Origin of the sequence: Novosphingobium sp. TCA1, from assembly GCF_009811895.1 — a bacterium.
In the GTDB taxonomy this organism is placed as follows: Bacteria; Pseudomonadota; Alphaproteobacteria; order Sphingomonadales; family Sphingomonadaceae; genus Novosphingobium; species Novosphingobium panipatense_A.
In genome coordinates this window covers 129991-156608 of the sequence record NZ_BLJH01000007.1, presented here as the reverse complement: position 1 = coordinate 156608, position 26618 = coordinate 129991, and the positions used below count along the sequence as shown (strand labels likewise).

18 protein-coding genes are annotated in these 26618 nt (G+C 66.0%); 7 read left to right on the top strand and 11 right to left on the bottom strand.

Annotation, left to right across the window (positions count from 1 at the left end; translation table 11 throughout):
• Nucleotides 1–31: 31 nt before the first annotated feature.
• The 9 genes from NTCA1_RS11030 to NTCA1_RS10990 form a co-directional block, all read right to left on the bottom strand.
• A complete protein-coding gene (locus NTCA1_RS11030; protein ID WP_159830532.1) occupies nt 32–829 on the bottom strand; it encodes a MetQ/NlpA family ABC transporter substrate-binding protein in 798 nt (265 codons plus the stop codon).
• Between the two features lie 8 nt (nt 830–837).
• Nucleotides 838–1503: a methionine ABC transporter permease gene (locus NTCA1_RS11025; RefSeq protein ID WP_159830531.1), complete on the bottom strand. Its 666-nt coding sequence runs from the start codon at nt 1501–1503 to the stop codon at nt 838–840.
• Entirely contained in the window at nt 1500–2465 is a 966-nt protein-coding gene (locus tag NTCA1_RS11020; protein ID WP_159830530.1) for a methionine ABC transporter ATP-binding protein, read from the bottom strand. The genes NTCA1_RS11025 and NTCA1_RS11020 overlap by 4 nt, the downstream gene beginning before the upstream one ends.
• Nucleotides 2466–2592: 127 nt before the next feature.
• On the bottom strand, nt 2593–3720 hold the full coding sequence (locus NTCA1_RS11015; protein WP_086489811.1) for an ABC transporter permease: 1128 nt from the start codon (nt 3718–3720) through the stop codon (nt 2593–2595).
• A gap of 1 nt (nt 3721) precedes the next feature.
• Nucleotides 3722–6493 (bottom strand): ribosome-associated ATPase/putative transporter RbbA, encoded by a 2772-nt coding sequence (gene rbbA, locus NTCA1_RS11010; protein ID WP_305080993.1) that lies wholly within the window; start codon nt 6491–6493, stop codon nt 3722–3724.
• Between the two features lie 13 nt (nt 6494–6506).
• Nucleotides 6507–7586, bottom strand: coding sequence for an HlyD family secretion protein (locus tag NTCA1_RS11005; protein WP_201282463.1), 1080 nt, complete (start codon nt 7584–7586; stop codon nt 6507–6509).
• Between the two features lie 2 nt (nt 7587–7588).
• The gene (locus NTCA1_RS11000; protein ID WP_374705177.1) at nt 7589–8989 is read right to left on the bottom strand and encodes an efflux transporter outer membrane subunit; all 1401 of its coding nucleotides are present in this window, start codon (nt 8987–8989) and stop codon (nt 7589–7591) included.
• Nucleotides 8990–9252: 263 nt separating this feature from the next.
• Nucleotides 9253–10764, bottom strand: a complete 1512-nt coding sequence (locus NTCA1_RS10995) for a peptidase S10 (protein ID WP_159830528.1) — start codon at nt 10762–10764, stop codon at nt 9253–9255.
• Between the two features lie 31 nt (nt 10765–10795).
• Nucleotides 10796–12058, bottom strand: coding sequence for an aminotransferase class V-fold PLP-dependent enzyme (locus NTCA1_RS10990; RefSeq protein ID WP_159830527.1), 1263 nt, complete (start codon nt 12056–12058; stop codon nt 10796–10798).
• Between the two features lie 174 nt (nt 12059–12232).
• Between NTCA1_RS10990 and NTCA1_RS10985 the strand changes: the two genes are divergently transcribed.
• The 5 genes from NTCA1_RS10985 (at nt 12233) to NTCA1_RS10965 (ending at nt 20977) form a co-directional block, all read left to right on the top strand.
• Entirely contained in the window at nt 12233–13687 is a 1455-nt protein-coding gene (locus NTCA1_RS10985; RefSeq protein WP_159830526.1) for a peptidase S10, read from the top strand.
• Between the two features lie 165 nt (nt 13688–13852).
• The gene (locus NTCA1_RS10980) at nt 13853–16885 is read left to right on the top strand and encodes a TonB-dependent receptor (RefSeq protein WP_159830525.1); all 3033 of its coding nucleotides are present in this window, start codon (nt 13853–13855) and stop codon (nt 16883–16885) included.
• An 86-nt stretch (nt 16886–16971) separates the two neighbouring features.
• Nucleotides 16972–18141, top strand: coding sequence for a pyridoxal phosphate-dependent aminotransferase (locus tag NTCA1_RS10975; protein ID WP_159830524.1), 1170 nt, complete (start codon nt 16972–16974; stop codon nt 18139–18141).
• Nucleotides 18138–19670 (top strand): septum formation initiator, encoded by a 1533-nt coding sequence (locus NTCA1_RS10970; RefSeq protein WP_159830523.1) that lies wholly within the window; start codon nt 18138–18140, stop codon nt 19668–19670. The genes NTCA1_RS10975 and NTCA1_RS10970 overlap by 4 nt, the downstream gene beginning before the upstream one ends.
• Entirely contained in the window at nt 19667–20977 is a 1311-nt protein-coding gene (locus NTCA1_RS10965; RefSeq protein WP_236549238.1) for an APC family permease, read from the top strand. Before NTCA1_RS10970 ends, NTCA1_RS10965 begins: the two co-directional genes overlap by 4 nt.
• Nucleotides 20978–21019: 42 nt before the next feature.
• Here the strand turns inward: NTCA1_RS10965 and NTCA1_RS10960 are convergent, their stop codons facing one another.
• Nucleotides 21020–23110, bottom strand: coding sequence for an amidohydrolase family protein (locus tag NTCA1_RS10960; protein ID WP_236549237.1), 2091 nt, complete (start codon nt 23108–23110; stop codon nt 21020–21022).
• Nucleotides 23110–24072 carry an ornithine cyclodeaminase family protein gene (locus tag NTCA1_RS10955; RefSeq protein WP_159830522.1) on the bottom strand — a complete coding sequence of 321 codons (963 nt, stop codon included), beginning with the start codon at nt 24070–24072 and terminating at the stop codon, nt 23110–23112. The genes NTCA1_RS10960 and NTCA1_RS10955 overlap by 1 nt, the downstream gene beginning before the upstream one ends.
• 145 nt (nt 24073–24217) lie before the next feature.
• On the opposite strand from NTCA1_RS10955, the gene NTCA1_RS10950 reads away from it, so the two are divergent.
• A complete protein-coding gene (locus NTCA1_RS10950; RefSeq protein ID WP_236549236.1) occupies nt 24218–24697 on the top strand; it encodes an Lrp/AsnC family transcriptional regulator in 480 nt (159 codons plus the stop codon).
• A gap of 97 nt (nt 24698–24794) precedes the next feature.
• Nucleotides 24795–26516 carry a peptidase M61 gene (locus NTCA1_RS10945; protein ID WP_159830521.1) on the top strand — a complete coding sequence of 574 codons (1722 nt, stop codon included), beginning with the start codon at nt 24795–24797 and terminating at the stop codon, nt 26514–26516.
• Nucleotides 26517–26618: the final 102 nt, after the last annotated feature.

Genomic DNA, 26618 nt, shown 5'->3' with positions numbered 1-26618 from the left:
GATCCGCGCCGCCAACCATCCAAAGTTGCCTTCAGAATGCGGGGACGACCGCGCCCGAATACTTGCGCTCGATGAAGGCTTTCACCTCCGGGCTGCGCAGCGCGGCGATCAGCTTTTCCACGCGCTTGTCGCTCCGCGCCTGTTCCGTGCCCACCACGAAATTGACGTAGGGGCTGTCCTTGTCCTCGATCAACAGGGCATCGCGCATGGGGTTCAGTCCGGCATCCAGCGCGTAGTTGGTGTTGATCAGGGCCATGTCGACCTCTCCGAGGACGCGCGGCAGAGTGGCCGCTTCGATCTCCCGGAACTTCAGGTTCCTGCGGTTCTCGACGATATCCTTCGGAGTCGCCGTCATGCTCTTGGGATCCTTGAGCGTGATCAGCCCGCCCTTCGCCAGAAGCTGCAAGGCGCGGCCGCTGTTGCTGGGCTCGTTGGGGATCGCCACCGTTGCGCCGACCGGCACTTCGCCGACCTTCTTCCATTTGCGCGAATAGGCGCCGAAAGGTTCGATGTGAATGCCCGCCAGCGGCACCAGGTGCGTGCCCTTGGCCTTGTTGAACTCTTCCAGATAAGGCCCGGTCTCGAAGTAGTTCACATCGATCCGGCCTTCCGAAACCTGCACGTTCGGCTGGACGTAGTCGTTGAACACCCGCACATCGAGCTTCAGGCCCTGCTTGGCGAGCGTCGGCTTGACGAACTCCAGGATCTCCGCATGCGGGATCGCGGTGGCGGCCACCGTCAGGACGTTCGGATCGCCCGCCCCGCCCGACTTGCCGCAACCGGCAATGAACAGCGTGGCGATAGCGGCAAGAAGCAAGCGTCGTTGCATCGAAAATCCTATTTGCGTGTAAAATGCCGGACCAGACGGTCCCCGGCTACCTGAAGAAGCTGGACCAGTGCAAGCAGCAGGACCACGGTTACCAGCATGACGTCGGTCTGGAAACGCTGATAGCCGAAACGGATCGCCAGATCGCCGAGACCTCCCGCGCCGACTGCCCCGGCCATGGCCGTGAACGAGATCAGCGTGATGGCGGTCACCGTGGTCGCAGCCAGGATGCCCGGCAGGGCTTCCGGCAGCAGCGCCCGGAACACCAGATCGCGCGTGGTGGCCCCCATGGCCTGTACCGCCTCGACCGTGTTGCGGTCCACTTCCCGCAGGGCCGTCTCCACAAGGCGCGCGAAGAACGGTGCCGCGCCGACGACCAGCGGCGGGATCGCGCCCGCAACGCCCAGCGAAGTGCCGACGAGCACGATGGTCAGCGGGATCATCACGATCAGCAGGATGATGAACGGCATCGAGCGCACGAGATTGACCAGCAGCGCGAGCGCGCCGTTGCCCCAGCGGTTCTCCCAGGGCTGACCCTTTCCGGTCAAAAACAGCAGCACGCCGAGCGGCAGGCCCAGAAACACCGTGAGCAGCAAGGAGCCGCCCAGCATGGCCAGCGTATCGAGGCAGGCCTGGAGGATCTCGCTCCAGTCGACATTGCTGAAAAAGCCGCTCATTCGACCTCTCCTTCCAGGCGCAGCGCCGCGATGGCGCGTTCGGTATCGCCGCCGACAAGACCCAGCGTGAGCCTGCCGAAGCTGGTGTTCTTCAGGCGGCCGATCCGGCCGTCGAGAATGATGAAATCGGTCCCGGTGTCCCGGGCGATGCGGGTGAGCACCGGATCGAGCACGGCCTTACCATGCAGGGTCAGCCGCACGACGGGACCGTCGAAACCGATCGGATCGGCATGTTCGTCGGCTTCCGCGATCAATGCCTGGGTTTCGCTGGCCCGGGGGTGGAGGAAGACATCCGCGACGTCTCCCGTTTCCACGGCGCGGCCCGCGTGCAGCACGACGACCCGGTCGCAGACCTGCCGCACCACTTCCATCTCGTGCGTGATCAGAACGATTGTGAGCCCCAGTTCGCGGTTCAGGTCGGCGAGGAGATCGAGGATATTGCGTGTCGTCTCGGGATCGAGCGCGCTGGTCGCCTCGTCGCAGAGCAGGATTTCCGGGTTGGTGGCAAGGGCGCGGGCGATGCCGACGCGTTGCTTCTGGCCGCCGGAAAGCTGGGCGGGATATTTCGCGCCGTGCTCGGACAGGCCCACGCGCTCCAGCAGGGCCGGCACTTTTGCGGCGATCTCCGCACGCGAAGCGCCGCCGATCCTGAGCGGCAGCGCGACATTGTCGAACACCGTGCGGGACCAGAGCAGGCCGAAATTCTGGAAGATCATGCCCACCCGCGAACGCAAGGCACGCAGGCCGTCGGCGGACAGGCTAGCAACGTCGGTCCCGTCGATCAGCACGCGCCCCGAACTGGGCCGCTCAAGCCCGTTGAGCAGCCTGACGAGCGTGGATTTGCCCGCCCCGGAACGACCGATGATTCCGAAAACTTCGCCCCGGCCGATCTCCAGATCGACCCCCGCCAGCGCGGCATGGGTATCGCCGAACGCCTTGTGTACGCCTTCCAGGCGGATCATACTCTATACCTTCTTCGCGCAGACCCGGCACGTCCATGCCGGAGGGCGTCCCTTCACCATTCTCCAGCAGATTTCTAGACAAAATGAGTCGCGGGCCGGGAAGCAGAGCTTTGCGGATTTTCATACCTCACGCCATCGCGCTGATCGTCGAGCGGAACCGCGCCAGAGCGACCGCGAAGAACACGACGCCGATCGCGAAAGTGGCGGCGAATTGCGGCCAGACCACATCGAACCCGGCGCCGCGAAAGAGGATCGCCTGCCCCAGCTCCACGAAATGGGTGGTCGGGGCGAAGAGCATCACGTCCTGCACCAGCTGCGGCATCGATTCGCGCGGCGTGCTTCCTCCCGAAAGCATCTGGAGCGGCAGCAGCACCAGGATCATCAGCATGCCGAACTGCGGCATGTTGCGGGCGATCGTCGCGAGGAAAATGCCCATCGACGTGGTCGAAAACAGCACCAGGGCCGCGCCCGCGAAGAAAAGCGGCAGCGATCCGGCGATCGGCACATGCATCAGCGCCCGCACCACCAGATTGACCGAGAGCGCCGAGGCCAGCAGCACCACCAGCCCCATCGACCAGACTTTCGACATCATGATCTCGAACGGCGTCACCGGCATGACCAGGAGGTGCTCGATGGTCCCGTGCTCGCGCTCGCGGATCAGTGCGGCGCCGGTCAGGATGATCGAGAGCATCGCGATCTGGTTGATGATCTGCGCCAGAGCGCCGAACCATGACTTGTTGAGCGTGGGATTGAACCGCGCGCGGATGGCAAGGTCCACTTGCGGCACCGTATTCGCGCGGTAGCGGTTGACGAATTCGTTCACCTCTCCGTTCACGATCTGCTGGATATAGCCGCTGCCGGTGAAGGCCTGGCTCATGCGCGTGGCATCGGTGTTGAGCTGGATCTCGGCGCCCCGCCCTGCCAGCACGTCACGCTGGAAGCCGTAGGGAATGTGCAGCACGAAAGTGAAGTCGCCCGCGTCCATGCCGGGATCGATCTGCTGCGGCACGATCATCCGGGGCACCACGAACTGCGGCGGATAGAACGAGGAGACGATACGCTGCGACAGCGGGGAATCATCCTCGTCGACGATGGCGATGGCGGCGTTATGCAGCGTTTCGGGCGTCGAATTGGCAGATGTATAAACGGACACCGTGAAGACGAAGGCGATCAGCACCAGCATGATCGGATCGCGCCACAGGCTCCACAGCTCCTTCACACCCAGCCTGTAGATGTTGGAAAGCCTGGTCAGCATGTCAGGCCTCCTGCTTCTTGAGCAGCATGATCGCCACCCCCACGATCACCGGGGCGGAGATCGCCAGCGGCAGGAACGATCCGGCAAGGTCGGAAAAGCCCAGCGCCTTGGCGAAGACGCCCCGGCTGATCGTGAACATGTGGCTGGCGGGATAGATCTCTCCCATGAACCGCGCGCCGCCTTCCATCGAGGAGACCGGATCGGTCATGCCGCCGAAGGTCGTCGCCGGGATCATCGTGCCGATCATCGCCAGGAACATCGCCGCGATCTGGCTGCGGGTGAGCGCCGAGGCAAGCAGCCCCATGCCCGTGGCGGAAATGCAGTAGATCGTCGCGGCCAGCAACAGCGTCAGAAAACTGCCTTTCACGGGCACGCCGAAGATGAAGATCGCCATCAGCACCATCAGCAGGAAGTTGATCAGCGCCAGCCCCACATAAGGCGCCTGCTTGCCCAGCATGAACTCGCTGCGGGTGACGGGGGTGACGTAGAGATTGATGATCGAGCCGATCTCCTTCTCGCGCACGACGGCCAGCGCCGTCAGCATGGCGGGCAGCATCAGCAGCAGGAGCGGGATCACCAGCGGCACCATGGCCGGCAGGCTCTGCACGTCGGGATTGTAGCGATAGCGGTTCTCCAGCGAGAACGTGCCCGCTGAAGACCCGGTGCGCCGGCGCACCTGCTCGGTCAGCCAGTGCTGGTGCAGCCCCTGGATATAGCCCTGCACCGTTTCGGCGCGGCTGGGATTGGCGCCGTCGAACCAGGTTCCGATCGAGACCTGCCGCCCGGCGCTGACGTCCCGCCCGAAGCCTGGCGGGATCTCGATGCCCAGCGCCAATTCGCCGTCCTTCAGCCGCAAGTCGAGATCGTCGTAGTCGCGGATCGGGGCATGTTCGACGAAGTAGTCCGACCCCGAGATATCAAGCGCATAGTTCTGGCTGAGCAGGCTGCCGTCGCGGTCCAGGACGGCGTAGGACAGTTCGTTGATGTCGGTCGTCATGCCGAAGCCGATCACCAGCATCAGGATCAGCGATCCCGCCAGTGCCAGCGTCGCTCTTACCGGATCGCGCTGAAGCTCCAGCGTCTCGCGCCAGGCGTACGTCAGGCAGCGCTGGAGGCTGAAGGCACCGCCGGTATCCGGGTGAGACGGCTCTCCTGACATTGCCGGTGCGCCCTCCTGCAGGGAATGGGCCTGCGGACTGCGCGTATCGCCTCCCGCGTCCACCAGATAGCCGATGAAGGCCTCTTCCAGGTCCTTCGCGCCGCGCTTGTCGATCAGGCGCTGCGGCACGTCGCTGTCCAGCACTTTGCCCGCATGCATCATCGACATCCGGTCGCAGCGCATGGCCTCGTTCATGAAATGGGTGGAGATGAAGATCGTCACCTTGTCCCGCCGCGACAGTTCGACCAGCAGACGCCAGAAACCGTCGCGCGCCACGGGGTCCACGCCCGAAGTCGGCTCGTCCAGGATCAGCAGGTCCGGCTTGTGGACCATGGCCACGGCAAGGCTGAGGCGCTGGCGCATGCCCAGCGGCAGGCTTTCGGGCAGTTCCTCCAGCACATGGGTCAGATCGAACCGCTCGACCATTTCGGTGACGCGCGCGGGGATCTCCTCGCGCGGGACATGGAACAGCCGGGCGTGGAGTTCCAGGTTCTGCCGCACCGTCAGCTCGCCGTAGAGCGAGAAGGCCTGGCTCATGTAGCCAACGCGGCGGCGGGTGGAGATATCGCTGGAATCGACTTCCTTGCCGAACAGCCAGGCCTTTCCTTCGCTGGCGGGGAGGAGGCCGGTCAGCATCTTCATCGTCGTGGACTTGCCGCAGCCGTTGGAGCCCAGAAAGCCGAAAATCTCGCCGCGCCGGATGCGGAAGCTGACATGATCGACGGCGGTGAAATCGCCGAAGCGCATGGTCAGGCCCTGCGCCTCGATGGCGATGTCGTTCTCTTCGGCTTCCAGCGGGGGGATCACCACCGCCCTATGTCCGCGCTTCTTCTCCTCGGGCAGGAGGGCGATGAAGGCTTCCTCCAGCGACGTCGTGCCGGTGCGGTCGAACACTTCCTGCGGCGTGCCGGTGTCCAGCACATTGCCGTCATCCATCGCCACCAGCCAGTCGAAGCGCTGCGCCTCGTCCATGTAGGCGGTGGCGACGATCACGCTCATCTGCCCTTGCGTCTTGCGGATATCCGCGATCAGATCCCAGAACTGCGCGCGGGCGAGCGGATCGACGCCGGTCGTCGGCTCGTCCAGGATCAGCAGGTCGGGGTCGTGGATCAGCGCGCAGCACAGGCCGAGTTTCTGCTTCATCCCGCCCGAGAGCTTGCCCGCCGGACGCGACAGGAACGGATCGAGCCCGGTCGCGCGCGTCAGTTCGTCGATCCGGCGGCGGCGTTCGGGGCCGTCATGCCCGAACAGGCGGCCGAAGAACTGGAGGTTCTCCTCCACCGAAAGCGTGGGATAGAGGTTCTTGCCCAGCCCCTGCGGCATATAGGCAATGCGCGGACAGACATCGAGCCGGTGCCTGCGATCGCGCATGTCGCCGCCCAGCACGCGCACATCGCCCTCCTGCACCACCCGCGCGCCGGATATGAGCGAGAGCAGGCTGGACTTGCCTACACCGTCCGGGCCGATCATGCCGATCATCAGTCCGGCCGGAATGTCAAGGTCGATCCCCCGCAGCGCCTCGGTCTTGCCGTAACGGGTCCAGACGCCCCGGACGCTGACGGCCGGAGGGGACGGCGGAGGCGCCAGCGGAGAAGGGGGCGAGGCGGCGGTCACCGTCACCCTGCCCTCACTGACCCTTGGTCTGCGGCGGCCCCTTGAGTTCCAGCGCGGCCGGCCACTGCGCGCCGGGATCCACCTTCACATAGGCCATGCCCGGCAGACCGGTCTTCACCAGGCTCATGTAGCGGCGCAGCAGGGCGGGATCGATGCGCGCCTTGACGCGAAACATCATCTTCTCGCGCTCGCTCTGGGTCTCGACGGTCTTGGGGGTGAACTGGGCAACGTCCGCCACGAAACTGATCTTTGCCGGGATCGGCGTATCGGGAATGGCGTCGAGCACGATGCGCGCCTCGCTGCCTATGCCCAGCCTGCCGGCGGCCGTGGCGGGCAGGAAGAAGCTCATGGTCACGTCGGTCAGGTCGACCAGGCTGACCACCCGGCCGCCGCCCGCCACCACTTCGCCGGGCTGCGCCAGGCGGTACTGCACGCGCCCATCGCGGGGCGAGCGCAGCGTGGCATCGCTCAGATCCGCCTCGATGCGCTGGATCGTCGCCCGCGTAGCCTCCACGCGCGATCGCGAACCAATCACCTGGTTGCGCGCATTGGTGACCGCCACTTGCGCCGAGGCCACTTGCGCCCGCGCCGCCTCCACCGCCGCCGAAGCGCCTTCGACTTGCGCGGAATCGTCGTCCCGCTCCTGCGCCGAAGTCGCGCCTTCGCGCGCCAGCGTGTCCGAACGGCCGAGCCGCTTGCGCGAGGCGTTGAGTTCGGCAAGCCGCTGGCGCACCACGGCATCGGCGGCGGCCTTCTCCGCTTCCCGCTGGGCGACTTGCGTCTGCGAGACCAGCACCGCGTTCTGCGCCTCCGCCAGTTGCGCCTCGGCCTCGGTCTTCTGGGCGGCGAGCACGTCCACATCCATGTGCGCGATCACATCGCCCGCCTTCACCGTCTGCCCTTCATCGACAGCGATGTCGCGGATGCGCCCGGCCGATTTCGAAGCGACGTCGATCTCCGTCGCCTCCAGCCGCCCGTTGCCGCCGACGATCCCCTCCGGCAGGCCGGACGGCGTGAGCAGCTTGTAGAGCGCGAAAGCCGCGGCGATCAGCGCCGCGACGATCAGCCCCCTGACGATCCAGGTCTTGTTCATCGTCACTGCCCCTCCGTGAGATTACCCGGATTACCGACCGGAAAACCGCCGCCCAGCGCGGAATAGAGCGCCACCACGCTGGCCAGCTCGGCGCGCCGCAACTGCACCAGCGCCTGTTCGGCATCGAACAGGTCGCGCTGCGCATCGAGCACTTCGAGATAGGTGGAGCGGCCGTTGTCGAAGCGAAGCTGCGCCAGCCGGGCGCGTTCGCGCTGCGCCTCCACCAGCGCGCGCGTAGTCACGATCTGCTTGGCCAGCTGCCCGCGCCGCAACAGGGCATCGGAAACATCCCGGAAGGCGGACTGTATGGCCTTTTCGTAACTGGCCACCGCCTGATCGCGGCGCGCTTCCGCCACGTCCAGATTACCCTTGAGCCGCCCCGCGTTGAAGATCGGCAGCACGATCTGCGGCGTGAAGTTCCAGGCCTCGCTGCCGCCCGAGAACAGCCCGTCGAGATCCGAACTGGACGTGCCGAAGGCACCGGTCAGGCTGATATTGGGGAAGAACGCCGCGCGCGCCGCGCCGATATTGGCATTGGCGGCGCGCAGCTGATGTTCGGCGGAAACGATGTCCGGGCGATTGACGAGGAGTTCCGACGGCAGGCCCGTCGGCAGGGTGAAATCGGGAAAGTCCCCGGTCAGTCCCAGCGATCCCGGCGGGATTTCGACCGGAGCCCCCACCAGCAGGGCCAGCGCATTGCGGTTGACACCGCGTTCCTGCTCCAGCGCGTCGAAAGTGGTCTGCGCCTGCGCCAGCAGCACTTGCGACTGCGCCATGTCCAGCTTGTTGCCCGAGCCCACCTCGAACCTGCGCCGCATGATCCGCAAGGTGTCCTCTCGCGTGGCGATCGATTGACGGGCGAGCGCGGCGCGTTCCTCGTACTCGCGTTCCAGCAGATAGCCGAGCGCCACCTGCGACACGAGATCCGTGGCCACGGCCCGGCGCGACTCCTCGGTCGCGAGATATTGCTCGCGCGCCGCCTCCCGCAAGTTGCGCAGGCGTCCCCAGAAATCGATCTCCCAGCTTGCGCTGAGCTGCGCGGTGATCTGCTTGAGATCGACCGCCTGATCGGTGCCCGTCACCAGCGTGTGACCGCGCGTGCCCGAGACGACGCCGTCAAGCTGCGGATAGAGAGAAGCCCCTTCGATCCGCCAGGCGCCGCGCGCTTCGGCGACGCGGGCGGCGGCAAGGCGAATATCGCGGTTGTTCTCCAGAGCCTGCGTTATCAGCGCCTGCAACTGCGGCTCCCGGAAGAAATCGCGCCATCCCAGTGCCGCGATCGTCCGCCCCTCCGGGACGCCCGGATATCGTTCCGGCACGGGTAGTCGCGGCTGCGTATAGTTGGGAGCGAATGAGCAACTGGAAAGCGCCCAGCCTGAAACCACAACGAATGGCGCAAGCAAGGCCCGGGCCGAGCGTGTCCATGGCGAGATTCGGCAGTCCACCAACCTCAACAGCACCAAAATCCCCTTCGCACGCGACGGATCGTGACGCCGGGATGACTGGCGCCCACGGGACTTCTGACTTGTCGATTATTGTTATGAGCACGGGCAGGAAGCCCGGCGACCGCGTTACTCTTTGGAGTGTCTGGTATTTTTCGTCAAATTACAAGCCCGGACAGGCGGTCGGTACCGATCCGGGCCCAAGGTGAAACCAGAAGTCCGCCCTATTGGCCGAGCTTGCCCGCCCAGTCCCGCATGTCTGCCGCGAAACGGGCCAGTTCGCCCTCGTCCTCGAAGACCGAGTGACCCGCCGCATAAGTTTTCGAGGTGCGGCGATCCGGGCCGATCCCGGCATGATCCAGCGCGAACTGTCCGGCGGCGACCGGCGTGGTGATGTCATAGTAGCCGCCCACCGTCATCAGCTTCATCCCCGGCTTCTCGGCCAGGGCCTTGCTCAGGAACGGCGCGAAGCGGACGGTGCGATAGACTTCGCCGCGCCCCCAGTCCCACTTGAAGTTGATGCCCAGGTTGAGCGTGCGATAGGCACTCGGCAGCGCATAGCCGAGGTCCTTGCCGATATAGTCGGCGATCAGGTGGCCGGTTTCCGCGCCGAGCGTCATCGATGGATCGTCGAACGGCGGATGCATGTTCGATTCCGCGGTGGCGCGGGTCGCGCGGCCATCCAACTGGCCGGTACGCAGCCCTTTCGCGGAAAGCAGGCCGAGCATGAAGGCCTGCCGGTCGAGCTGCAGCCCATCCTTCTCCAGCCCCGCCGCGGGAAGTCCGATCAGCTCGGACATCCGCGCGGCGACTTTCGCCCGCTCGCCTTCCAGAAGCGAGGCACCGGCGATCAGCGCGCGGGCATAGTCGTTCTCGGCAAAGGCGCGCGCTTCGGCGAAGTGCTGCTCGACCGACTTGCCCTTGCGGTCGACGGCCTGATGATACCAGGCGACCGCCGCCAGTGTCGGCAGCAGCGATACGTCCGAGATCACCGGGCCGTCGTTATCGCCCAGCGAGAGCGAGAACAGCGCCACCCCGTCGGGCAGCGGCAGCTTCGCCTTGCCCTCGGCATCCAGCATCGCCAGCGCGCGCGCCGTGCCGTAGCTCTCGCCCACCAGCGCGAAAGGCGCATCGGTGCGGCCATTGGCCTGCCGCCAGCGCTGCACCACGTCCGCCACCGCCGCTGCGTCACCGGACACCGAGAACAGGCTGGAGGCATCGGCGCCCTTAACCGGCATGGAGGCGCCCGTGCCGGGAGGATCGATGAACACCAGATCGGCCACGTCGAGCAGGCTGTGCGGATTGTTCTCCAGCCGCGCGGTATCGCCCTTGCCGACGATCCGGCGCGGCCCGAAGGCATTCATGTGCAGCGGCGAAGACGAGGCGCCCGGCCCGCCGTTGAAGAAGAACAGCACCGGCCGCCTGGCGCCAGCCGAACCGCGCGCGACATAGGCGTAAGTGACCACGACCGCCGCCGTCTGGCCCTTGGCATTGGCGACCGGGCTTTCGGTGACGATGGCGTCGTAGGAAAGCTTCCTGCCGCCGAACGTGCCCGAATGGCGCGTCAGCACGACCTTGTCGCTGGCGGCCGCGCGCTCCACCATGGGCTCCATCGCCTTGAGGAATACCGGGGGCATCGGCAGGCTGTCATCCTGCGCCAGGAGCGGCGCCGATGGCAGGAGCGCTGCGAGAGCAAGCAGGCTGGAACGCGCGAAAACGGTCTTCTTGGCGGACATTGCGTCTGGTTCCGATCAGGAGGAAGTGGGCTTAGGATAGAGTCGGCAGGGCTGCGATCAGGCGTTCGATATCGTCCATCGAGTTGAACCAAGAGGGACAGATGCGGAACCGGTTACGGCTGAGCGTGATCGCCATGCCCGCCCGGTTCAGCGGGTCGGAAAGCCTCTTGTAGGCGTCCGGCAATACGCAGGTGAGCAGCGGGCTGCGGCAGTCCCGCGGCGTCACCACGTCATAGCCTTTGGCGGGCAGCGCTTCGTGCAGGCGTTGCAGCATGGGCTTGCGGTGCGCCATGATATTGTCCACGCCGAGTTCGAGCAGCTTGGCCAGCGACCAGTCGAGCTGCGCCATCACCGCATGGGAATGGGTGCCCATCGCGAACAGCCCCTCGGCATCGGCGCGCGGCGTCATGTCCGCGATCGTCTGCCCCGGCGCGTCGTAGGGGTAGACGTGCGGGCTGAAGCCATCGAGCTGGTAATAGCCGTAGCGCTTGCGCTTCAGGCGCGGCAGCCGGTCCGGCCGGACATAGAGAAAGCCCAGGCCGAAATCACCCATCAGCCACTTGTAGCTGGCGGTCGCGGCGAAATCGACGCCGCTGGCCCGGACGTCGATCGGCACGGTGCCCGCCGCATGGATGATATCCGCATAGACCAGCGCACCATGGGCATGGGCGATCTCGCAGATGCGCTTCAGGTCGTGCTCGAAGCCGTTGTAGGTCGAAACCAGCGATAGGCTGACCAGCCGCGTGTCCGGCCCGATCGCCTTCTCGTAGGCATCGGGGTCGATGCGCCCGGCGGTCGGGCGGATCCAGCGCACGTCGACGCCCTGCTTCGCAAGCTGGTCGTAGAGCCAGAACGAGCCGAAGAAGTGCAGCGTATCGGTGACGACGCTGCCTTTCGCCGCGGGCAGATCGAGCGCATCGACGATGGACTGCTCCCCTGCGGTAGTGCTCTGGACGAAGGCCAGATCTTCCGGCGCGGCGCCGATCAGCCGGGCGAAGGCAGCCTTGATCCGCACTTCGGTATCGTGGCTGGACCATTCGCGCATTTCCGCGCGCGACTGGAAATAGGCATCGACCGCCGCTTTCGCGGGCAGCGGCACCGGGTGCATCGTCCCGGAATCGAGATAGACCTTCGCCATCGGCGCGAAATCGCCAGCGCGCGCCAGCGATGCAGTCGCGGGAGCGGCCAGCGCCTCTCCCGCCAGGCCCGGTGCGAGCGGCAGCAGCGCCGATCCGCGCAGCAGCGTGCGACGGGAGAGCACAGGTTCGGGAGACGAATCGGATCGCTCGATCATTTACGCATCCTAGGCAAAGGCTTGCGCATAAGAATTGCGCATTTTGGAGGCCGGGACTTCGTCAACTCCGGTACGCTGTCAGGTGCAGACCCGCGAACACCTCCGTTCGCGCATAAACTTGCCTTCGCAACTCGGCTAGGCTGGGCGCAAAGCAGAACTCGTGAAAGGCCGATCATGCCCTCCAAGACCCACCGCCTGCTCGGCGCCGCGCTGGCACTCGCCGCTTTCGGTGCCGCACCGCAGGTTCATGCTCAAGCGGCGGCGGAGCGGTTCTGCAATCCCGATGCATCTGGCGCTTCCCTCAGGCTCGGCGAGCTGGACTATGCAGCCTGCGCCGGGACAATGCCGATCAGCGATCGCGAGGGCGCCAGACAGGCCGACCTCTTCTACACCGCCTATTTCGCCAGGACCGCGCACCGGGAAACCCGGCCCATCGCCTTCATCTGGAATGGCGGCCCCGGTGCGGATTCGCGCCTGCTCCAGTTCCACGCACTCGGCCCGCGCACGCTGCGGGGAAGCGCATTGGCGGACAATCCGAACAGCCCGCTACCCGCGGCCGACCTGGTCTTTCTCGACCCCGCCGGGACCGGCTTCAGCCGGGCGACTTCGCCGGAGGCGGCCAAGAAGCTCTATGCCACCAAGGCCGACAGCGAGGCCACTGCCGCCTTCATCCTCACGTTCCTGCGAAATCAGGGACGGCAAGGCGCGCCCGTGTACCTCGTCGGCGAAAGCTTCGGCACCTGGCGCGCGGCGAGCGTGGCAGAGATCCTGATCGACAAGAGCCAGTCGGTCGCGGGGATCGCGCTCGTTTCGGGCGGCATCCCGATGGGCGAGGAGCGCGACCGAGCATTCACGCGCGCGCTGACCCTGCCCAATCGCACCGCCACGGCGCTTGCCCTCGGCAAGCTCGACCCGGCCCTCTCGGCCAGCCCGGCCGGAACGCTCGCCGCTGCCGAGAAATGGGCGCGTGACGTCTGGTATCCCGCCCTTTCCCATCCCGAAACGCTGGATGACGCGGCGCGTGCCCGCGTGCTGGCGGGACTCGCCCGTTATACCGGCCTCCCACCGGCCGCAATCGATGCGAAGACGCTCTGGGTCTCGCCCCGCGACTTCCGCACGAAACTGCTGGCTGGCGAGGGCAAGACGCTGGGCGTCTTCGACATGCGCCGAACCGCGCCGCCTGCCGACGAAAAAGCGGGAGACGCCGCCATTCTCGATTTCTACCGCAAGACGCTGGGCTATGGTCAGGGGCACTATGCCGGGATCGAGGTCCCCGAACTGCCGGTAGGCAATGACTGGCAATACGACCAGTCGCCGATCACCAAGGAATCTCTTGCCCGCGCCATGGCGGGCGAGGGCCCGCCCAGCCCCTCCCAGCCTTGGGTCCTGCGCGCCATGGAGAAGGCGCCTGCCCTGCGCGTTCTGGTGGCAACCGGCCTTTACGATTCCCTCAACGGCTGCGCCGCCAACCGGCAGGCCGCCTCCGATTTCCCGAAGGCGCTTGCCGAGCGGATTTCCCCCCACTGCTATCGCGGCGGGCACATGATGTACGAGGAACCGGCAGAGGCCGTGCAATTCACGAAAGACCTTTCCGCCTTCTTTCGCAATTCACACTCCGAGGAAAAGTGAGGCTAGAAATTTCCCCGCACTGCCTCACGGAGAAATTTCAATTCAATTGCGAGCCCTCGCGCTTCCCACAACGCAACCCCCTCGCCGCCCGCCTGCGCTAGTTTCCCTATCAGGGATTGAAAATCGCATAGCGACATGAGGGGTAGTTCGATGAAGCAGTCATGCATGGAAAGGGCCAGAAACGGGGCTGGCAGCGGGGCAGGCAGCGTGAGGACCGGCCTGGCGGCGCTGATGGTTTCCACCGCCGCCGCCGCGCTGTTTGCCGCACCGGCCTTCGCGCAGGACGCAGCGCCTGCCGCAGAAGATGCCGCGCCGGTCACGGACATCGTGGTCACCGGATCGCGCATCCGCCGCGACGCATCGGACGAGACCGCCCCACTCAATGTCGTGGACAGCCAGACGATCGCGGATCGCGGCTATATCAGCGCCTCGGAAGCGCTGAACCAGCTCACCTCGAACAGCCCGATGCTGAATCAGGCCGACGGCAGCGGCGAAGGCAGCGGTTCGGGACAGCAGTTCCCCAATCTCTTCGGCCTGGGCGCCGGACGCACGCTCACGCTGCTCAACGGACGTCGCATGGTCACCAGCTCGTCTGGCCTCGGCGATGCGCAAGTGGACGCCAACATCATCCCGCTCGGCCTGCTGGAACGCGTGGAAGTGGTCCAGGGCGGCGGCGCGGCGGTCTACGGTTCCGACGCCATCGCCGGTGTCGTCAACTACGTGCTCAAGGAAAGCTTCGAAGGCCTTGAGCTCGACGGCCAGAACGGCATTTCCTCGCGCGGGGATTACCACACCTACAGCCTGCGCGGCACGGCGGGGAAGAACTTCGCGGACGGGCGTGGCAATGTCGCGATCGACCTCAACTATGCGCAGTCGCCGACGCTGATGTTCGCCGCGCGTCCGCTCTCGGCGCTCGGCCGCCTGACGGTGAGCAACCCCGATGACACCGGACCCAGCGACGGCATCCCTTCGGTGAAGGAACTGCTCGACGCGCACTTCTGGGAATTCAATGCGAACGGCATCCTGTTCAACAGCCCTGCACCCTTCACGCGCTTCCTGACCCAGTCGAACGGCACCCCGCTCCAGTTCGATTCCAGCGGCAATCTGGTGCCTTACGATCCCGGCACCCAGGTGGGCATTCCCTTCTCCAGCGGCGGTCAGGGCTTCGCCTATCGCGACCTGGCAGGCCTGCGCACCGGCGTGCAGCGCTTCACCGGCAACCTGATCGCACACTACGACCTGACTGACGCGATCACCCTGCGCACCGAGCTGCTCTATGCCCATACCGAAGGCACCGAGATCCCGCAGGGCCAGAGCCGCACGATCCTGAACTACGGCACTTACGCCGGGCCGGTGATCTTCACGATCGACAACCCCTACCTCACCGATCAGGCCAAGGCGACGCTTTCGGCCGCCCGCCCGGCATTTGCCGCCGGGGCGCCGCTGTTCCTGTCCAAGTACTTCAACGACCTGACGCCCGATAACCTCCAGCGCTACAAGACCGATACCTATCGCGCGCTTCTGGGGGTCGACGGCGAGTTCTCGGCAGGCAGCCGGAACTTCTACTGGTCGGTTTCTGGAAGCTATGCCCGCGTGGACGGATCACAGCGCCGCTGGGAAGTGGACAACGTCAAGTACGCGAACGCCATCGACGCGGTGCTTTCGGGCGGCCAGATCGTCTGCGGCATCAATGCCGATGCCGATGCCGCCAATGACGATGCCTCCTGCGCGCCGATCAATCCGTTCGGCAACGGCAATGTCTCCAAGGCCGCGCAGAAGTACGTCAGCGTTCGCGCCGGTCTGGACTACCGCAACGAGCAGACCGACTTCCTCGCCACGCTCGGCGGCGACGTGGTCCACCTGCCCGGCGGTACCGTGAAATTCAGCCTCGCCTACGAACACCGCGACGAGCAGGTTTCCTACACCCCGCTCGCAGCCAACCGGCAGGGCCTGTTCGGCGGCGGCACCCTGGAAGTCGCCCAGTCGGCCGGTTACAATACCGACGAACTCTCGGGCGAATTGCTGATCCCGCTGATCGACAGCGCGATGAACGTGCCGATCGTGCGCATGCTGGAAGCCAGCGCGGCAGGCCGCCTGGTCGACAACTCGATCGCGGGCAAGGAACAGGTCTGGGATCTCGGCCTGCGCTGGCAGCCGGTGGACGGCGTGACCCTGCGCGTCAGCCGCAGCCGCAACTTCCGCGCGCCGACGCTGGCCATGCTGTTCGCGCCGACGACGACCTCGCTCGGTTCGGTCGGCTATGACCCCTGCGATGCGGACCGCATCAACAGCGGGTCCAACCCGTCTGTCCGCTATGCCAACTGCCTGGCCGCCTTCACCGCGAATGCGAACTACGGCGTGGAAGCGGACGGCACCAATGCAGGGCTCAGCCCCGCCGAACGCCTCGCCCGCTTCCAGGACCCGGCCGAGAACTTCGAACGCGCCACCATCACCTCGGGCGGCAATGCGAACTTGCGCAACGAGATCTCGGACACGTTCACCTACGGCATCGTCCTCCAGCCCCGCTTCATTCCGGGCTTGACGATCAGCGCGGACCGTATCGAGATCGACCTCAAGGACGGCCTCTCGGCCTTCACCACCGAGGATTTCACGGCGGCCTGCTATGACAACACCAACCCCGATCCAGCGGTCTGCAACGCGTTCTCGCGCATTGCCTCGTCGGACGGCGTAAGCCCCGGCGGCACGATCCTGGCCGGTACGACGACCACGTTCAACGCCGGCGTCGTCAAGTATCGCGGCGAAGTCTACGCCATCGACTACACATTCGAACCCGGCCGGATCGGCGCCTTCCATCTGGGCGTCAATGCCACCCACAACACGCTGCTGACCAGCTCGGTCACCGGCGAGAACTATATCCGCACCGACAACACCTACGAAAAGCCCACCTGGGAAGGCCGCTTCAACCTCGACTGGACCAAGGGCCCGGTGCGGTTGAGCTACCAGGCCTACTACCTCGACAAGACCAGGGCGGCGTACGACGCCACCATCGAAACCAACCCCAACCCGCTGCTCGACAGCAACCTGACGCACTCCATCTCGGCGCAAGTCGAAGCGGGCCGGATCACCTTCCGCGCCGGTATCGACAACTTCACCGACGAAGCGCCTTCCTACCCGCAGATCGCCTATGGCGACATCCTCGGCCGCCGGTTCTGGATCGGCGCCAAGCTGAAGATGTGACGGGTTCCGGCAGCGCCGGGGAACATTCCCTTCCCGGCGCCGCCGCCACCCACCGCACTCGGCACAAATCCGGCAGATACGAGACAATGGCTTCCCGCCCATACGCCCAGACTTCGAAGTCCTATGCCCAGTGGGTAAGGCGCTCGATCCTACGGAACAGCAATTCCCGCAGCCTCCTCGTCAGCCTGTTCGAAAGTTCGGTTCCCGAACCGAAGGAACTGCTGCGCGAAGTGCTCCTCGAAGGTTTCGCGGACGGGATCACCTCCCGCTACGCCAGCACTTTCGTGAAGGGCAATCCCTACCTCGTTGCCGCGCTGGCGCGTGACTACGGCGTGCGCGAGGAGCAGGTGCTCACCACCACCGGCGCCACCGGCGCGCTGTCGCTGATCTACCGCGCGCTGCTTTCGCCGGGCGACCGGGTGCTGGTGGAAAACCCCAGCTTCGAACTGTTCGGCAGCCTGGCACAGGCCAGCGGCATCGCGGTGGACACCTTCGAACGCCCCGCCCCGCTTTTCACGATCGACCCGCAGGAAGTCGAGGCCCGACTGCGCCCCGAAACGCGCATGATCGTGATCTCGAACCTGCACAATCCCTCGGGCATGGCGGTGGACGAGGCCGCGATCACCGCCCTTGGCGAGATCGCCGAGCGCCACGACCTTATCGTGGTGGTGGACGAGGTCTATGCGCCTTACGCCGGAGCCAGCCTTCGCCCAGCAGCTTGCGGCGGCGCCTCGCCCCGCCTCGTCTCGGTGAACAGCCTGACCAAGATCTTCGGTCTCAGCACCTTGCGCTGCGGCTGGATCGTCGGTGACGAAAGCGTGGTCACCCCGATCCGTGAAATGGCCCAGGAGGTGGATTTCGCCATCTCCAATCTCGCCCACGCGGTCTCCGCGCTCATCGTCGAGAATCCTGCGCGTTTCCAGGACAATACCTTCTCGGTACTGGCCAGGGCCCGCCCCATCATCGAATCCTATCATGCCTACTGGCTTGCCGAGGGGCTGGTCGAAGGCGCCTTGCCGGAAAGCGGCTGCATCGCCTTTCCGCGCCTGGCCGGGATCGGGGATACCGAGCGCTTCTCGGGCTGGCTTTCCGACCGTTGCGGCGTACTGGTGGCGCCGGGGGAATATTTCGGCGCGCCCGGACATGTCCGCCTCGGCTTCGCAATGGAGCCGTCGCGCCTCGATTACGGCCTCCAGGCCCTGACCGACGGTCTCCTCACCTATCGCGAAAGCCACAGGAAGCTGGAAACGCCATGAATTTCACGCCGCCGCAGCCCTTCGGTCGCAAACGGAAATCTTCGCTGCACTTTCGGGTGCTGACGGGGATCGCGCTAGTCGCGGCGTCTGCCGCACCCCTTCAGACACGCGCGGCCGAGCCGCAGGCCGAACGGGTGCTCATCGATGTGCGGGTTTCGAAACCCGACCCCGCACATCCTGTCCGCGCCGAGCTGGGACTTGTCCCTGTCTCAGCCGGCGCGGACAGTTCCCCGGCCACGGCAGGCTACATTTCCTATACCCGCGAGAATGCCGGGCAGGCGCGGCCGGTGATCTTCGCCTTCAACGGCGGCCCCGGCGCTTCGGCTTCCTATCTCCACATGGGCCTGCTCGGCCCCGTGCTCGCGCATGTCCCGCAAGACCCGGCCGACAGCACGAGCGGCGCGGGTAAGCTCCTGCCCGGACCGTCCCGGCTCTACGACCTGGCCGACGTAGTGTTCATCGATCCGCCCGGCACCGGCTTTTCCCGGCGCCCGGCAGGCGCTGAGGCCGCGCCCTACAGCACGGTAAGCGGGGATGCGAACGCGGCGGCGGACCTCATTCGCCAATGGCTCGCTGCCCACAAGCGTCTCGGCGCGCCCGTCTATATCCTCGGCGAGAGCTACGGCACGATCCGCGCCGTCGCCATGCTCGATGCCCTCGACAAACAGGGCCTCAATGCGAATGTGCGCGGCGTAGTCCTGCTCGGACAGGCGCTCAACATGATCGAGACCTCGCAGCGGCCCGACAACGTGGTGACTTATGCCGCCTCACTGCCGACGCTGGCGGCCATCGCCTGCTACCACGGCATGGTGAAGCCGCCCTGCAAGGCGCAGGACGTGGCCGAAGAGGCCGCCCGCTTCGCCCGCGAGGACTATCTGCCCGCGCTCTATCGCGGCCGCGACCTTGCCCAGGCCGAACGCGATCGCCTGGCCGCGCGCCTTTCCGAACTGACCGGCATTCCGGCCGCGTTCTATCTCGCCAACGACCTGCGCATTTCCAAGGAGCGCTTCCGCGTCGAACTGCTGCGGGCGAAAGGCCAGGTCATGGGGCGCTACGATGCCCGCTATCTGGCCGACCGCCCGGAAAACGTGACGACGATGATGCCCGGCGATCCCTCGTCGCCGATCTCCGATGCCTTCGGCAAGGCGATGACCGACTACCTCGCCACCACGCTCAAGGTGCCCGGCGCCGATGCCTACAAAGTGATCGCCCGCTTCGACGGCACCTGGAGCTACGGCGCCGAGGATTCGCCCTTTGCCGACTGGCCCTTCATGGCCACGGTGGAGCGCCACGCGGCCAGCAACGCCTGCCTGCGGCTGTTCGTCGGCACCGGCATCTACGACACGACGACCACGATCGGCGCGGCGGACTACCTCTTCGCGCAGTCCAGCCTGCCGAAGGACCGCTACCGCAACGAGCGCTATGTCGGCGGCCATGTGTTCTATTCCGACGACGGCAGCCGCGCGCGCTTCCAGTCGGACCTGGCGGAATTCATCAAGGCGGACAGCTGCCGGAGGACCGGCAAGTGAGCGAAGCGGAACAGGAGCTTCACGAACAGGAGCTGCGCAAGGGCATCGGCCTTTGGGGCGTCGTCTCGCTGGGGCTGGGTACGGCGGTGGGGGTCTCGATCTTCTCGGCCGTATCCCCTGCCACCGCGCTGGCAGGGCCGGGCATGCTGCTCTCGGTCGTGATCGCGGCCCTGCCGATGTACCTGATCGCGGTGAGCTATGCCTATCTCGGCTCCGCCGATCCGGTTTCCGGCGCCAGCTTCGTCTGGCCTTCGCGCTACCTCCATCCGACACTGGGCTTCTTCATCGCCTGGATGCGCATCATCGCCAACATGGGCGCCATGGTGGTTCTGGCGCTCGTGCTGGTGCGCTACGTCTCGATGCTCGTCCCGCTTCCGGTCAAGCCGACGATGCTGGCCGTGCTGTTGCTGGCGCTGATCGCCAATCTCGTCGGCGTGGGCGTGGCGTCTCGCGCGCAGACGGTGATGGTCGGCGCACTGATCCTGCTGTTCGGGCTCTTTGCGATCTGGGGCGGGTTCAGCATGTCCGATCCGGCCCGCCTCGAACCGTTCCTGCCGCAGGGCCTGCATGGCGCCTTCGCCGCTGCGCCGCTGCTGATGGGCCTGTTCTTCGGCATCGAGGCGGCAACCGAAGCAGGCGGTGAAGTGGCGAACAGCCGCCGCAACATCCCGGTCGGCATTGCCGTCGCCATCGGCTCGGCCACCGTGCTCTACGTCGCCGTGGCCTTCGTGGCGCTGACCGTGCTCGGCCCCGAGACACTGGCAGGCAGCGAGGCGCCCATTCTGGAGGCGGCCAAGCGCTTCATGGGGCCGCTTGCCGTGCCGGTGATCGTTCTGGCCGCCATCGCCGCGATCGGCACCAGCCTCAACGCGATCTTCACGATGTTCAGCCGCAGCCTCTTCGCCATGGCCGAGGCGGGCGTGCTGCCCCGCTTCATCGTCCGCGTCCATCCGCGCACCCATGTACCCCACGTGGCGCTGTTCACCGTATTCGGCATCGGCTGCGTGGGGCTGCTCATGCCGATGGAACTGACGTTCCTGTTCCTCGCGGTGAACATCCCGAACCTGGTGAAGTACGGCAGCATCTGCCTCTCCGCCGCCCGCGTCGCCCATGGCCATCCGCAGTTGCATGAGGGTGCCGGTTTCCGTCCGGCACAAGGGACGATGATCGCGCTGGGCATTGCCGGAGCGGTCTGCGCACTGGGCCTGATCGCGATCGGGCTTGAGGCGGACTGGCGGCCCTACGTCCTGCTGCTGGTCTGGGGCGGCCTGGGCGCCGTGTGGTACTTCGTCCGCCAAAACAGGTGAGGGGAAGGCAAGCAGGCAACCGCCCCTGCCTTCCCCTCTTGTTCAGAACGCCAGATCCTCGTGCGCTTCGGCGCCTGCTCCCTCGATCAGCGCCACCGGCTTCGGCTGCTCCTTGGGAGCCGTGATTTCAGGCGCATCCGCGAAAGGCTTCACGCCGACCTCGCTCCAGATCTCCGACGGGAAATAGACCGTCCCGCCCTTCACCACCATCGCCATGCGGTGGAGCGCCGCCATGTCTTCCAGCGGGTTGCCGTCAAGCAGCACGAAGTCGGCATACTTGCCCTTCTCCACCGAACCGTAGGACTGGTCGCGGTGCATGTAGCGTTCCGGCCCGAGCGTGCCGATCTTCAGCACATCCGCCCTGGGCAGCCCGGCCTCCGCATAGATCTGCAATTCGCGGTGGACCGAAAGGCCGGTGGCGTCGTCGGTGCCGGGCAACAGCGTGATGCCGCGCTTGTGCATGTCCAGCAGCAGCGCCTTGATCGTCGCGAAGGCGCCGTCGTAACCGGCGGCATCCTCGGGCGTTTTGATCGGCGCGATGCCCTGGCGGCGGTTGCGCTGCACGCCGACCGGCAGATGATCGAAATAGCCCGCCACGGCCGGGCTGATCCGTCCGTCGCGGCTCATCATCAGCAGTTCCAGCGTCACCGCCGTGGGATCGAGCGCGATATGTTTCGCCTGCATCGTATCGAGCGTTGCAGCGACGCGCGGCGAAGCGAGGTCCAGGCCCGCCGTCCGCCGCATGGCCGTGAGGCGCAGCGGCGTGCGGGTATCCTCCTTGGGGTCGAGTACCCAGCCCAGCATGAGCTGGTTGATATGGGTCACTTCGTCATAGCCTGCCGCGATCATCGCATCGGCATTGGTGAAGGCCGGGATATGACCCGTCACGCCCATGCCGAGACGCTTCGCTTCGCGGACCACGCTCGGCACCCATGCCGGATTGAAGCTGTTGTAGATCTTCACCTGCCAATAGCCGCGCGCTCCGTACCAGCGCACCGCATCCAGCGCTTCCGCCTCGCTCCCGGCGATGAAGCCGTTGCGCGAGCTATAGGGGCTGCGTCCTTCGAGGAAACCGTTGCGTACGATGCGCGGCCCGGCCACTTCCCCGGCATCGATGCGGCGCGTGAGGTCGATCAGGAAGGCGTTCTCGTTGCCCATGTCGCGCACGCTGGTCACGCCCGAGGCGATGTAGAGCAGCGCGGACTGGAGAGAGACATGGGCATGCATGTCGTGCAGCCCCGGAATGACCACCCGTCCCGCGCCATCCACCGTGACCTCGCCGGGCGAAGCCGGGCTGTCCAGCGGTTCGACCGAGGCGATCCTGTCTCCGAAGACCACCAGCGAAACCGGATCGCCCAGCTTGCCGCCTGCCGGATCGAAGACGCGCACGTTGCGGATGCGGATCGGCGCGTCGTAAGTGTGCGCCACTTTCTTCTGGATCGCAGCAAAGCGCTCCGCCGATCGGGTCGCGGCGATTTTCGCCAGTTCGCCGGCATGGGACGCCAGATCCTCGCGCACCGTGGCGCTGGTGGGCGAATAGGCGGCGACCAGCGCGCCCTTGTCGTCCAGCAGGATCGCGCTCGGCGTCAGGCCGATGCCCTTGACCAGGAACGCGCGGTAGGCCGTGCCGCCCAGCGTGACGGGCGCTTCCTCTTCCAGCGAAAGCGTTCCGCCCGGCGCGGCGGCCAGCACATGGCCGGGCTGGGCCAGCAGCGCGCGGGCATAGATGCCGAGCGAGAACGGGCTGCCTTCCTGCGCCACATAGAGCGTCGGCGCCTTGGCCTGCAGGGCGCCCTTGCCGGTGGTGTCGAACCAGGAGAGCCGCTTGCCCCGGGCCGTGAAGCGCTCATCCACCTTGTTGCCGAAAGTCGAAGTGCCTTGCAGGGTCCAGTCCGTCGGCAGTCCCTTCGCATCGAGCACGATCGCCTCGTGCATCGTCGGTCCCCGGCCGTTGCTCTTGACGTCGTGATCGATGGCGACCTTCTGCCCATCCACATCCGCCTGGACGTGCCCGACGTTCTCGCCATTGTCGATCACCGCGAAGCGCTGGGTTTCCGCGTGAAGCGTGGCCGCGGTCAGGGCGAGCGCGGAACAGGCCAGCATGCGCAGCGCCATGGTCTTCTTCATCGTCATCAGTTCCGCGCCCCCTGCGCTTCGTAGATATGCGCCGCCGCAGCGAGATCCTGCACCGCGTGTCCGAGCGACTTGTAGACCGTGATCTCCCCGGCATCGCGGCGTCCGGGAACCCGCCCGAGCAGGACCTCTCCGATCTCCGCGACGATGTGGTCGTCCTCCACCAGTCCAGCCGCCTTGGCGACGAGGAATTCGGCGGCGGCATCGCGGGCCGAAGCCTTGCTGTCGGCAATGAAGCGGGATGCCAGGACCAGGGCATTGTCCACTTCCACCGGGCCCGGACCGCTCGATCCCACCAGATTGACGTGCGTTCCCGGCCGCAGCCATTCGCCCAGCAGGATCGGCTGGCGCGCACCGGTCAGCGTGCAGATCACATCGGCCTCTCCCGCCGCGATCCGCGCGTCCGGGGCGGCCTCCACCGGCAGGCGATCGCGCCACGCCGCCACGACGGCGTCGATCCTCGCGGGATCACGCCCCCAGATCAGGATGCGTTCGAAACGCCGCACCAGCGGCAGGGCTTCGAGATGCGAATGGACCTGTCCGCCGGTCCCCATCAGCAGAAGCACTTTAGCATCCTCGCGCGCGAGTGCCTCGGTGGCGACGGCGGTGGCGGCGGCGGTGCGGATATGCGTGATCTCTTCGGCATCGGCCACGCAGACGGGGCGTCCCTCGATGGGTTCGAACAGGGTCACGACACCGCGATGGCGGCGCACGCCGGGATTGTCGGGCTCGGCAAAGACGCTGATCAGCTTGGCCCCGAACATGCCGCGATCGGACAAGGCGCCCGGCATCAGCCCGAACGTGCGCCCTTCCCCCATGTGGATCATGGTGCGCAGCAACTGCCGCGTCTCTCCCGACGAGAGCGCCTTCATCGCCTCGCGAACGACCGCGATGCAGGAAGGATAGTCGAGCAGCACGCGCACGTCCTCCGCGTCGAAGATCGCCAGTTCGCTCCGTTTCATAATGCTGACCCGTCCCTGTTACCGTTCGTCGGTTTTCCGAAGCATCAGTGATAGCGCGATGCGGGGAAATATCTCCGTCTTTATTGCGCTCGATCGCATTTCCATGGCATGTTCAAACCAACAAACAGAAACAGGGAGCATAATATTGCCCGCCGAATTGGACCGGCTCGACATGAAAATCCTCGATCGCCTGCAGATCGATGCCTCGGAATCCTCCAGCGAGATCGCAGACCGCGTGGGCCTTTCGCAGTCCCCGTGCTGGCGCCGCATGCAGCGCCTGAAGGAGGAGGGATATGTACGCCATACCGTGGCCGTTCTCGACCGCGAGAAGTTCGGCGAAAGCATGTTCATCTTCGCGCAGCTCAAGATGTCGAGGCTGTCCGACGAGGAGCGCGAACGCTTCGTACACGCCGTGGAGGCCACGCCCGAGATCCTGGAAGCCTATACGCTGTTCGGCGAGATGGACGTCATGCTCAAGGTCCTGGCGCCCAATATCGCCTGGTATCAGAACTTCACGTTCCGCACGCTCCTGCGCCTGCCGGGCGTGGAGGATGTGCGCTCCACCGCGACCCTGTCCGAACTGAAATGCACGCACCGCCTGCCGCTGCCGTCGCTGCCCGGCTGATCGGCGGGAGGGGTGCCGCATATTTGATGCACGCGCGCCCTGCGCGGCACTGCTCTTTGCACATTCTGCTTCGGGACGGACTGATAGCGTAAGCCCCATGACATCGCCCAAGATCTCTTCCGCGCGCGCGTGCCGCGCCGTTCTGGCCGCCCTCTCGCTTTCCGCGTCGTTCACAGCGGCGCGGGCCGCCGATGCGCCGGATCTGGACGTCAGCCTTGCCCCGGTTGCCGACGCCCGTGGCGCACTCACCCGGCTGGACGTGGCGGTTCGTTTCGAGGCACCGCCGCAGGGCGAAGCACTGGCCACGATAGCCGTGACCGCCAACACCGTAGAAACCTCGGCAAGGCACATGAGCGGCCTGGTCTTCTCCGACGCGAAAGGCATCCTGCCGGTGGAAGCGCGGGACACCGCGCGTGACGGAGACAATCTGGAGCGATCGTGGAAGCCCCTGCGCCCCGCCCAGGGTGCGGTGACGCTGGCCTACCGTGTCTCGATCGATCCCGCACAGCCGGAACTGGCGAAACCCCAGTATGAACTGCGCGCCAGCGACGGCGGATTGTCCGGCGCGGGCAATGCCTTCCTGATCCTGCCCGCCGACGACCTGCCGCGCGACATCTCGGTTCATTGGGACCTCTCCCGCGCCGGGGAAGGCGCGCGCGGCATCTCCAGCGTCGGCACCGGCAACGCCCGGAGCAGCCACCCCCTGCGCCCCGAGCAGATCGGCGGCAGCTATTACATGGCGGGGCATATCGGCACTTTTGCCAAGGGCACCTTCTTCGGTGCGTGGCAGGGCCATTTCGGCTTCGACGGGCCGGAACTGATGGATTGGGCGGCCCGCCTCCAGGGATATTACGGCAGGTTCTTCGACCAGCGCCCGGCCAGTTTCGGCGTCTTCGCGCGAACCAACCACCTCAACCCCGGCAGCGGTATCGGCCTTACCGACAGTTTCGCCTTCACGTTCAGCAAAAAGACGCCGATCGCCGATCTGGAAAGCCTGCTGGCGCACGAGATGGTCCACGCCTGGATCAATTCCCTGAACAACTCCATGGACGCACCCGGCGGACTGGGCCTGTCGTGGTTCGGCGAGGGGCTGGCCGTCCACTACCAGCGCCTGCTGCCCTGGCGCGCAGGGCTGATTTCCCGCGAGGCGTTCCTGGACGATCTCAACTCCACCGCCGGGCGCTATTACACCAATGCCCTGATCGCGACGCCGAACGACCGGATCGCCGAGGGGTTCTGGAAAGACACGCGGATCCGCGTGCTGCCTTACGATCGCGGATCCCTTTATTTCGCTTCGGTGGATGCCCAGATCCGCCAGGCCTCCGAAGGCAGGCGTTCGCTCGACGATCTCGTTCGGCAGATGCTGGCGGAACGCCGCGCGGGGCATCCGATGGACCTTGCCTTGTGGAAACGCCTCCTCGGCGCGGAACTGGGCGCGAAGGGCCTTGCGGACTTCGACGCCATGCTGGCGGGCGGCACCGTGCTGCCGCCCTCGGAAGCCTTCGGCCCCTGTTTCGAACGCGTCACCAAGCCGCTCCGGCGCTTCGACCTGGGCTTCGACCCGCTGATCCTCGTCACGCCGGATCGGATCGTGAATGGCCTGAAGCCGGAGTCTGCCGCCGCTGCTGCCGGACTGCGCGAGGGCGACCGCATTCTCAATCGCTTCCCGCAGGACGCCTTGCAGGGCGATCAGGAGGCGACGTTGACACTGGATATTGATCGCGGCGGCGAGAAACTTTCCATCACCTACAAGCCGCGCGGCAAGACCATCGATGCCTATCAGTGGCAGACCGCCGCCAACGGCCTTTCCTGCCCGTAGCGACCGACCAACCCCGCTGCCGCGTTCCGTGAAGTAATGCACGCTTTGGACGCGTCCAAAGGCCGTGAAATCTTGCCGCCTGCGGCGAATGCGCCCGCCTGA

Bases quoted from the DNA above. Each gene is read 5' to 3' on its own strand.
- NTCA1_RS11030 (WP_159830532.1), bottom strand. From the start codon at position 829: ATGCAACGACGCTTGCTTCTTGCCGCTATCGCCACGCTGTTCATTGCC.
- NTCA1_RS11025 (WP_159830531.1), bottom strand. From the start codon at position 1,503: ATGAGCGGCTTTTTCAGCAATGTCGACTGGAGCGAGATCCTCCAGGCC.
- NTCA1_RS11020 (WP_159830530.1), bottom strand. From the start codon at position 2,465: ATGATCCGCCTGGAAGGCGTACACAAGGCGTTCGGCGATACCCATGCC.
- NTCA1_RS11015 (WP_086489811.1), bottom strand. From the start codon at position 3,720: ATGCTGACCAGGCTTTCCAACATCTACAGGCTGGGTGTGAAGGAGCTG.
- NTCA1_RS11005 (WP_201282463.1), bottom strand. From the start codon at position 7,586: ATGAACAAGACCTGGATCGTCAGGGGGCTGATCGTCGCGGCGCTGATC.
- NTCA1_RS10995 (WP_159830528.1), bottom strand. From the start codon at position 10,764: ATGTCCGCCAAGAAGACCGTTTTCGCGCGTTCCAGCCTGCTTGCTCTC.
- NTCA1_RS10990 (WP_159830527.1), bottom strand. From the start codon at position 12,058: ATGATCGAGCGATCCGATTCGTCTCCCGAACCTGTGCTCTCCCGTCGC.
- NTCA1_RS10985 (WP_159830526.1), top strand. From the start codon at position 12,233: ATGCCCTCCAAGACCCACCGCCTGCTCGGCGCCGCGCTGGCACTCGCC.
- NTCA1_RS10980 (WP_159830525.1), top strand. From the start codon at position 13,853: ATGGAAAGGGCCAGAAACGGGGCTGGCAGCGGGGCAGGCAGCGTGAGG.
- NTCA1_RS10975 (WP_159830524.1), top strand. From the start codon at position 16,972: ATGGCTTCCCGCCCATACGCCCAGACTTCGAAGTCCTATGCCCAGTGG.
- NTCA1_RS10970 (WP_159830523.1), top strand. From the start codon at position 18,138: ATGAATTTCACGCCGCCGCAGCCCTTCGGTCGCAAACGGAAATCTTCG.
- NTCA1_RS10960 (WP_236549237.1), bottom strand. From the start codon at position 23,110: ATGACGATGAAGAAGACCATGGCGCTGCGCATGCTGGCCTGTTCCGCG.
- NTCA1_RS10955 (WP_159830522.1), bottom strand. From the start codon at position 24,072: ATGAAACGGAGCGAACTGGCGATCTTCGACGCGGAGGACGTGCGCGTG.
- NTCA1_RS10945 (WP_159830521.1), top strand. From the start codon at position 24,795: ATGACATCGCCCAAGATCTCTTCCGCGCGCGCGTGCCGCGCCGTTCTG.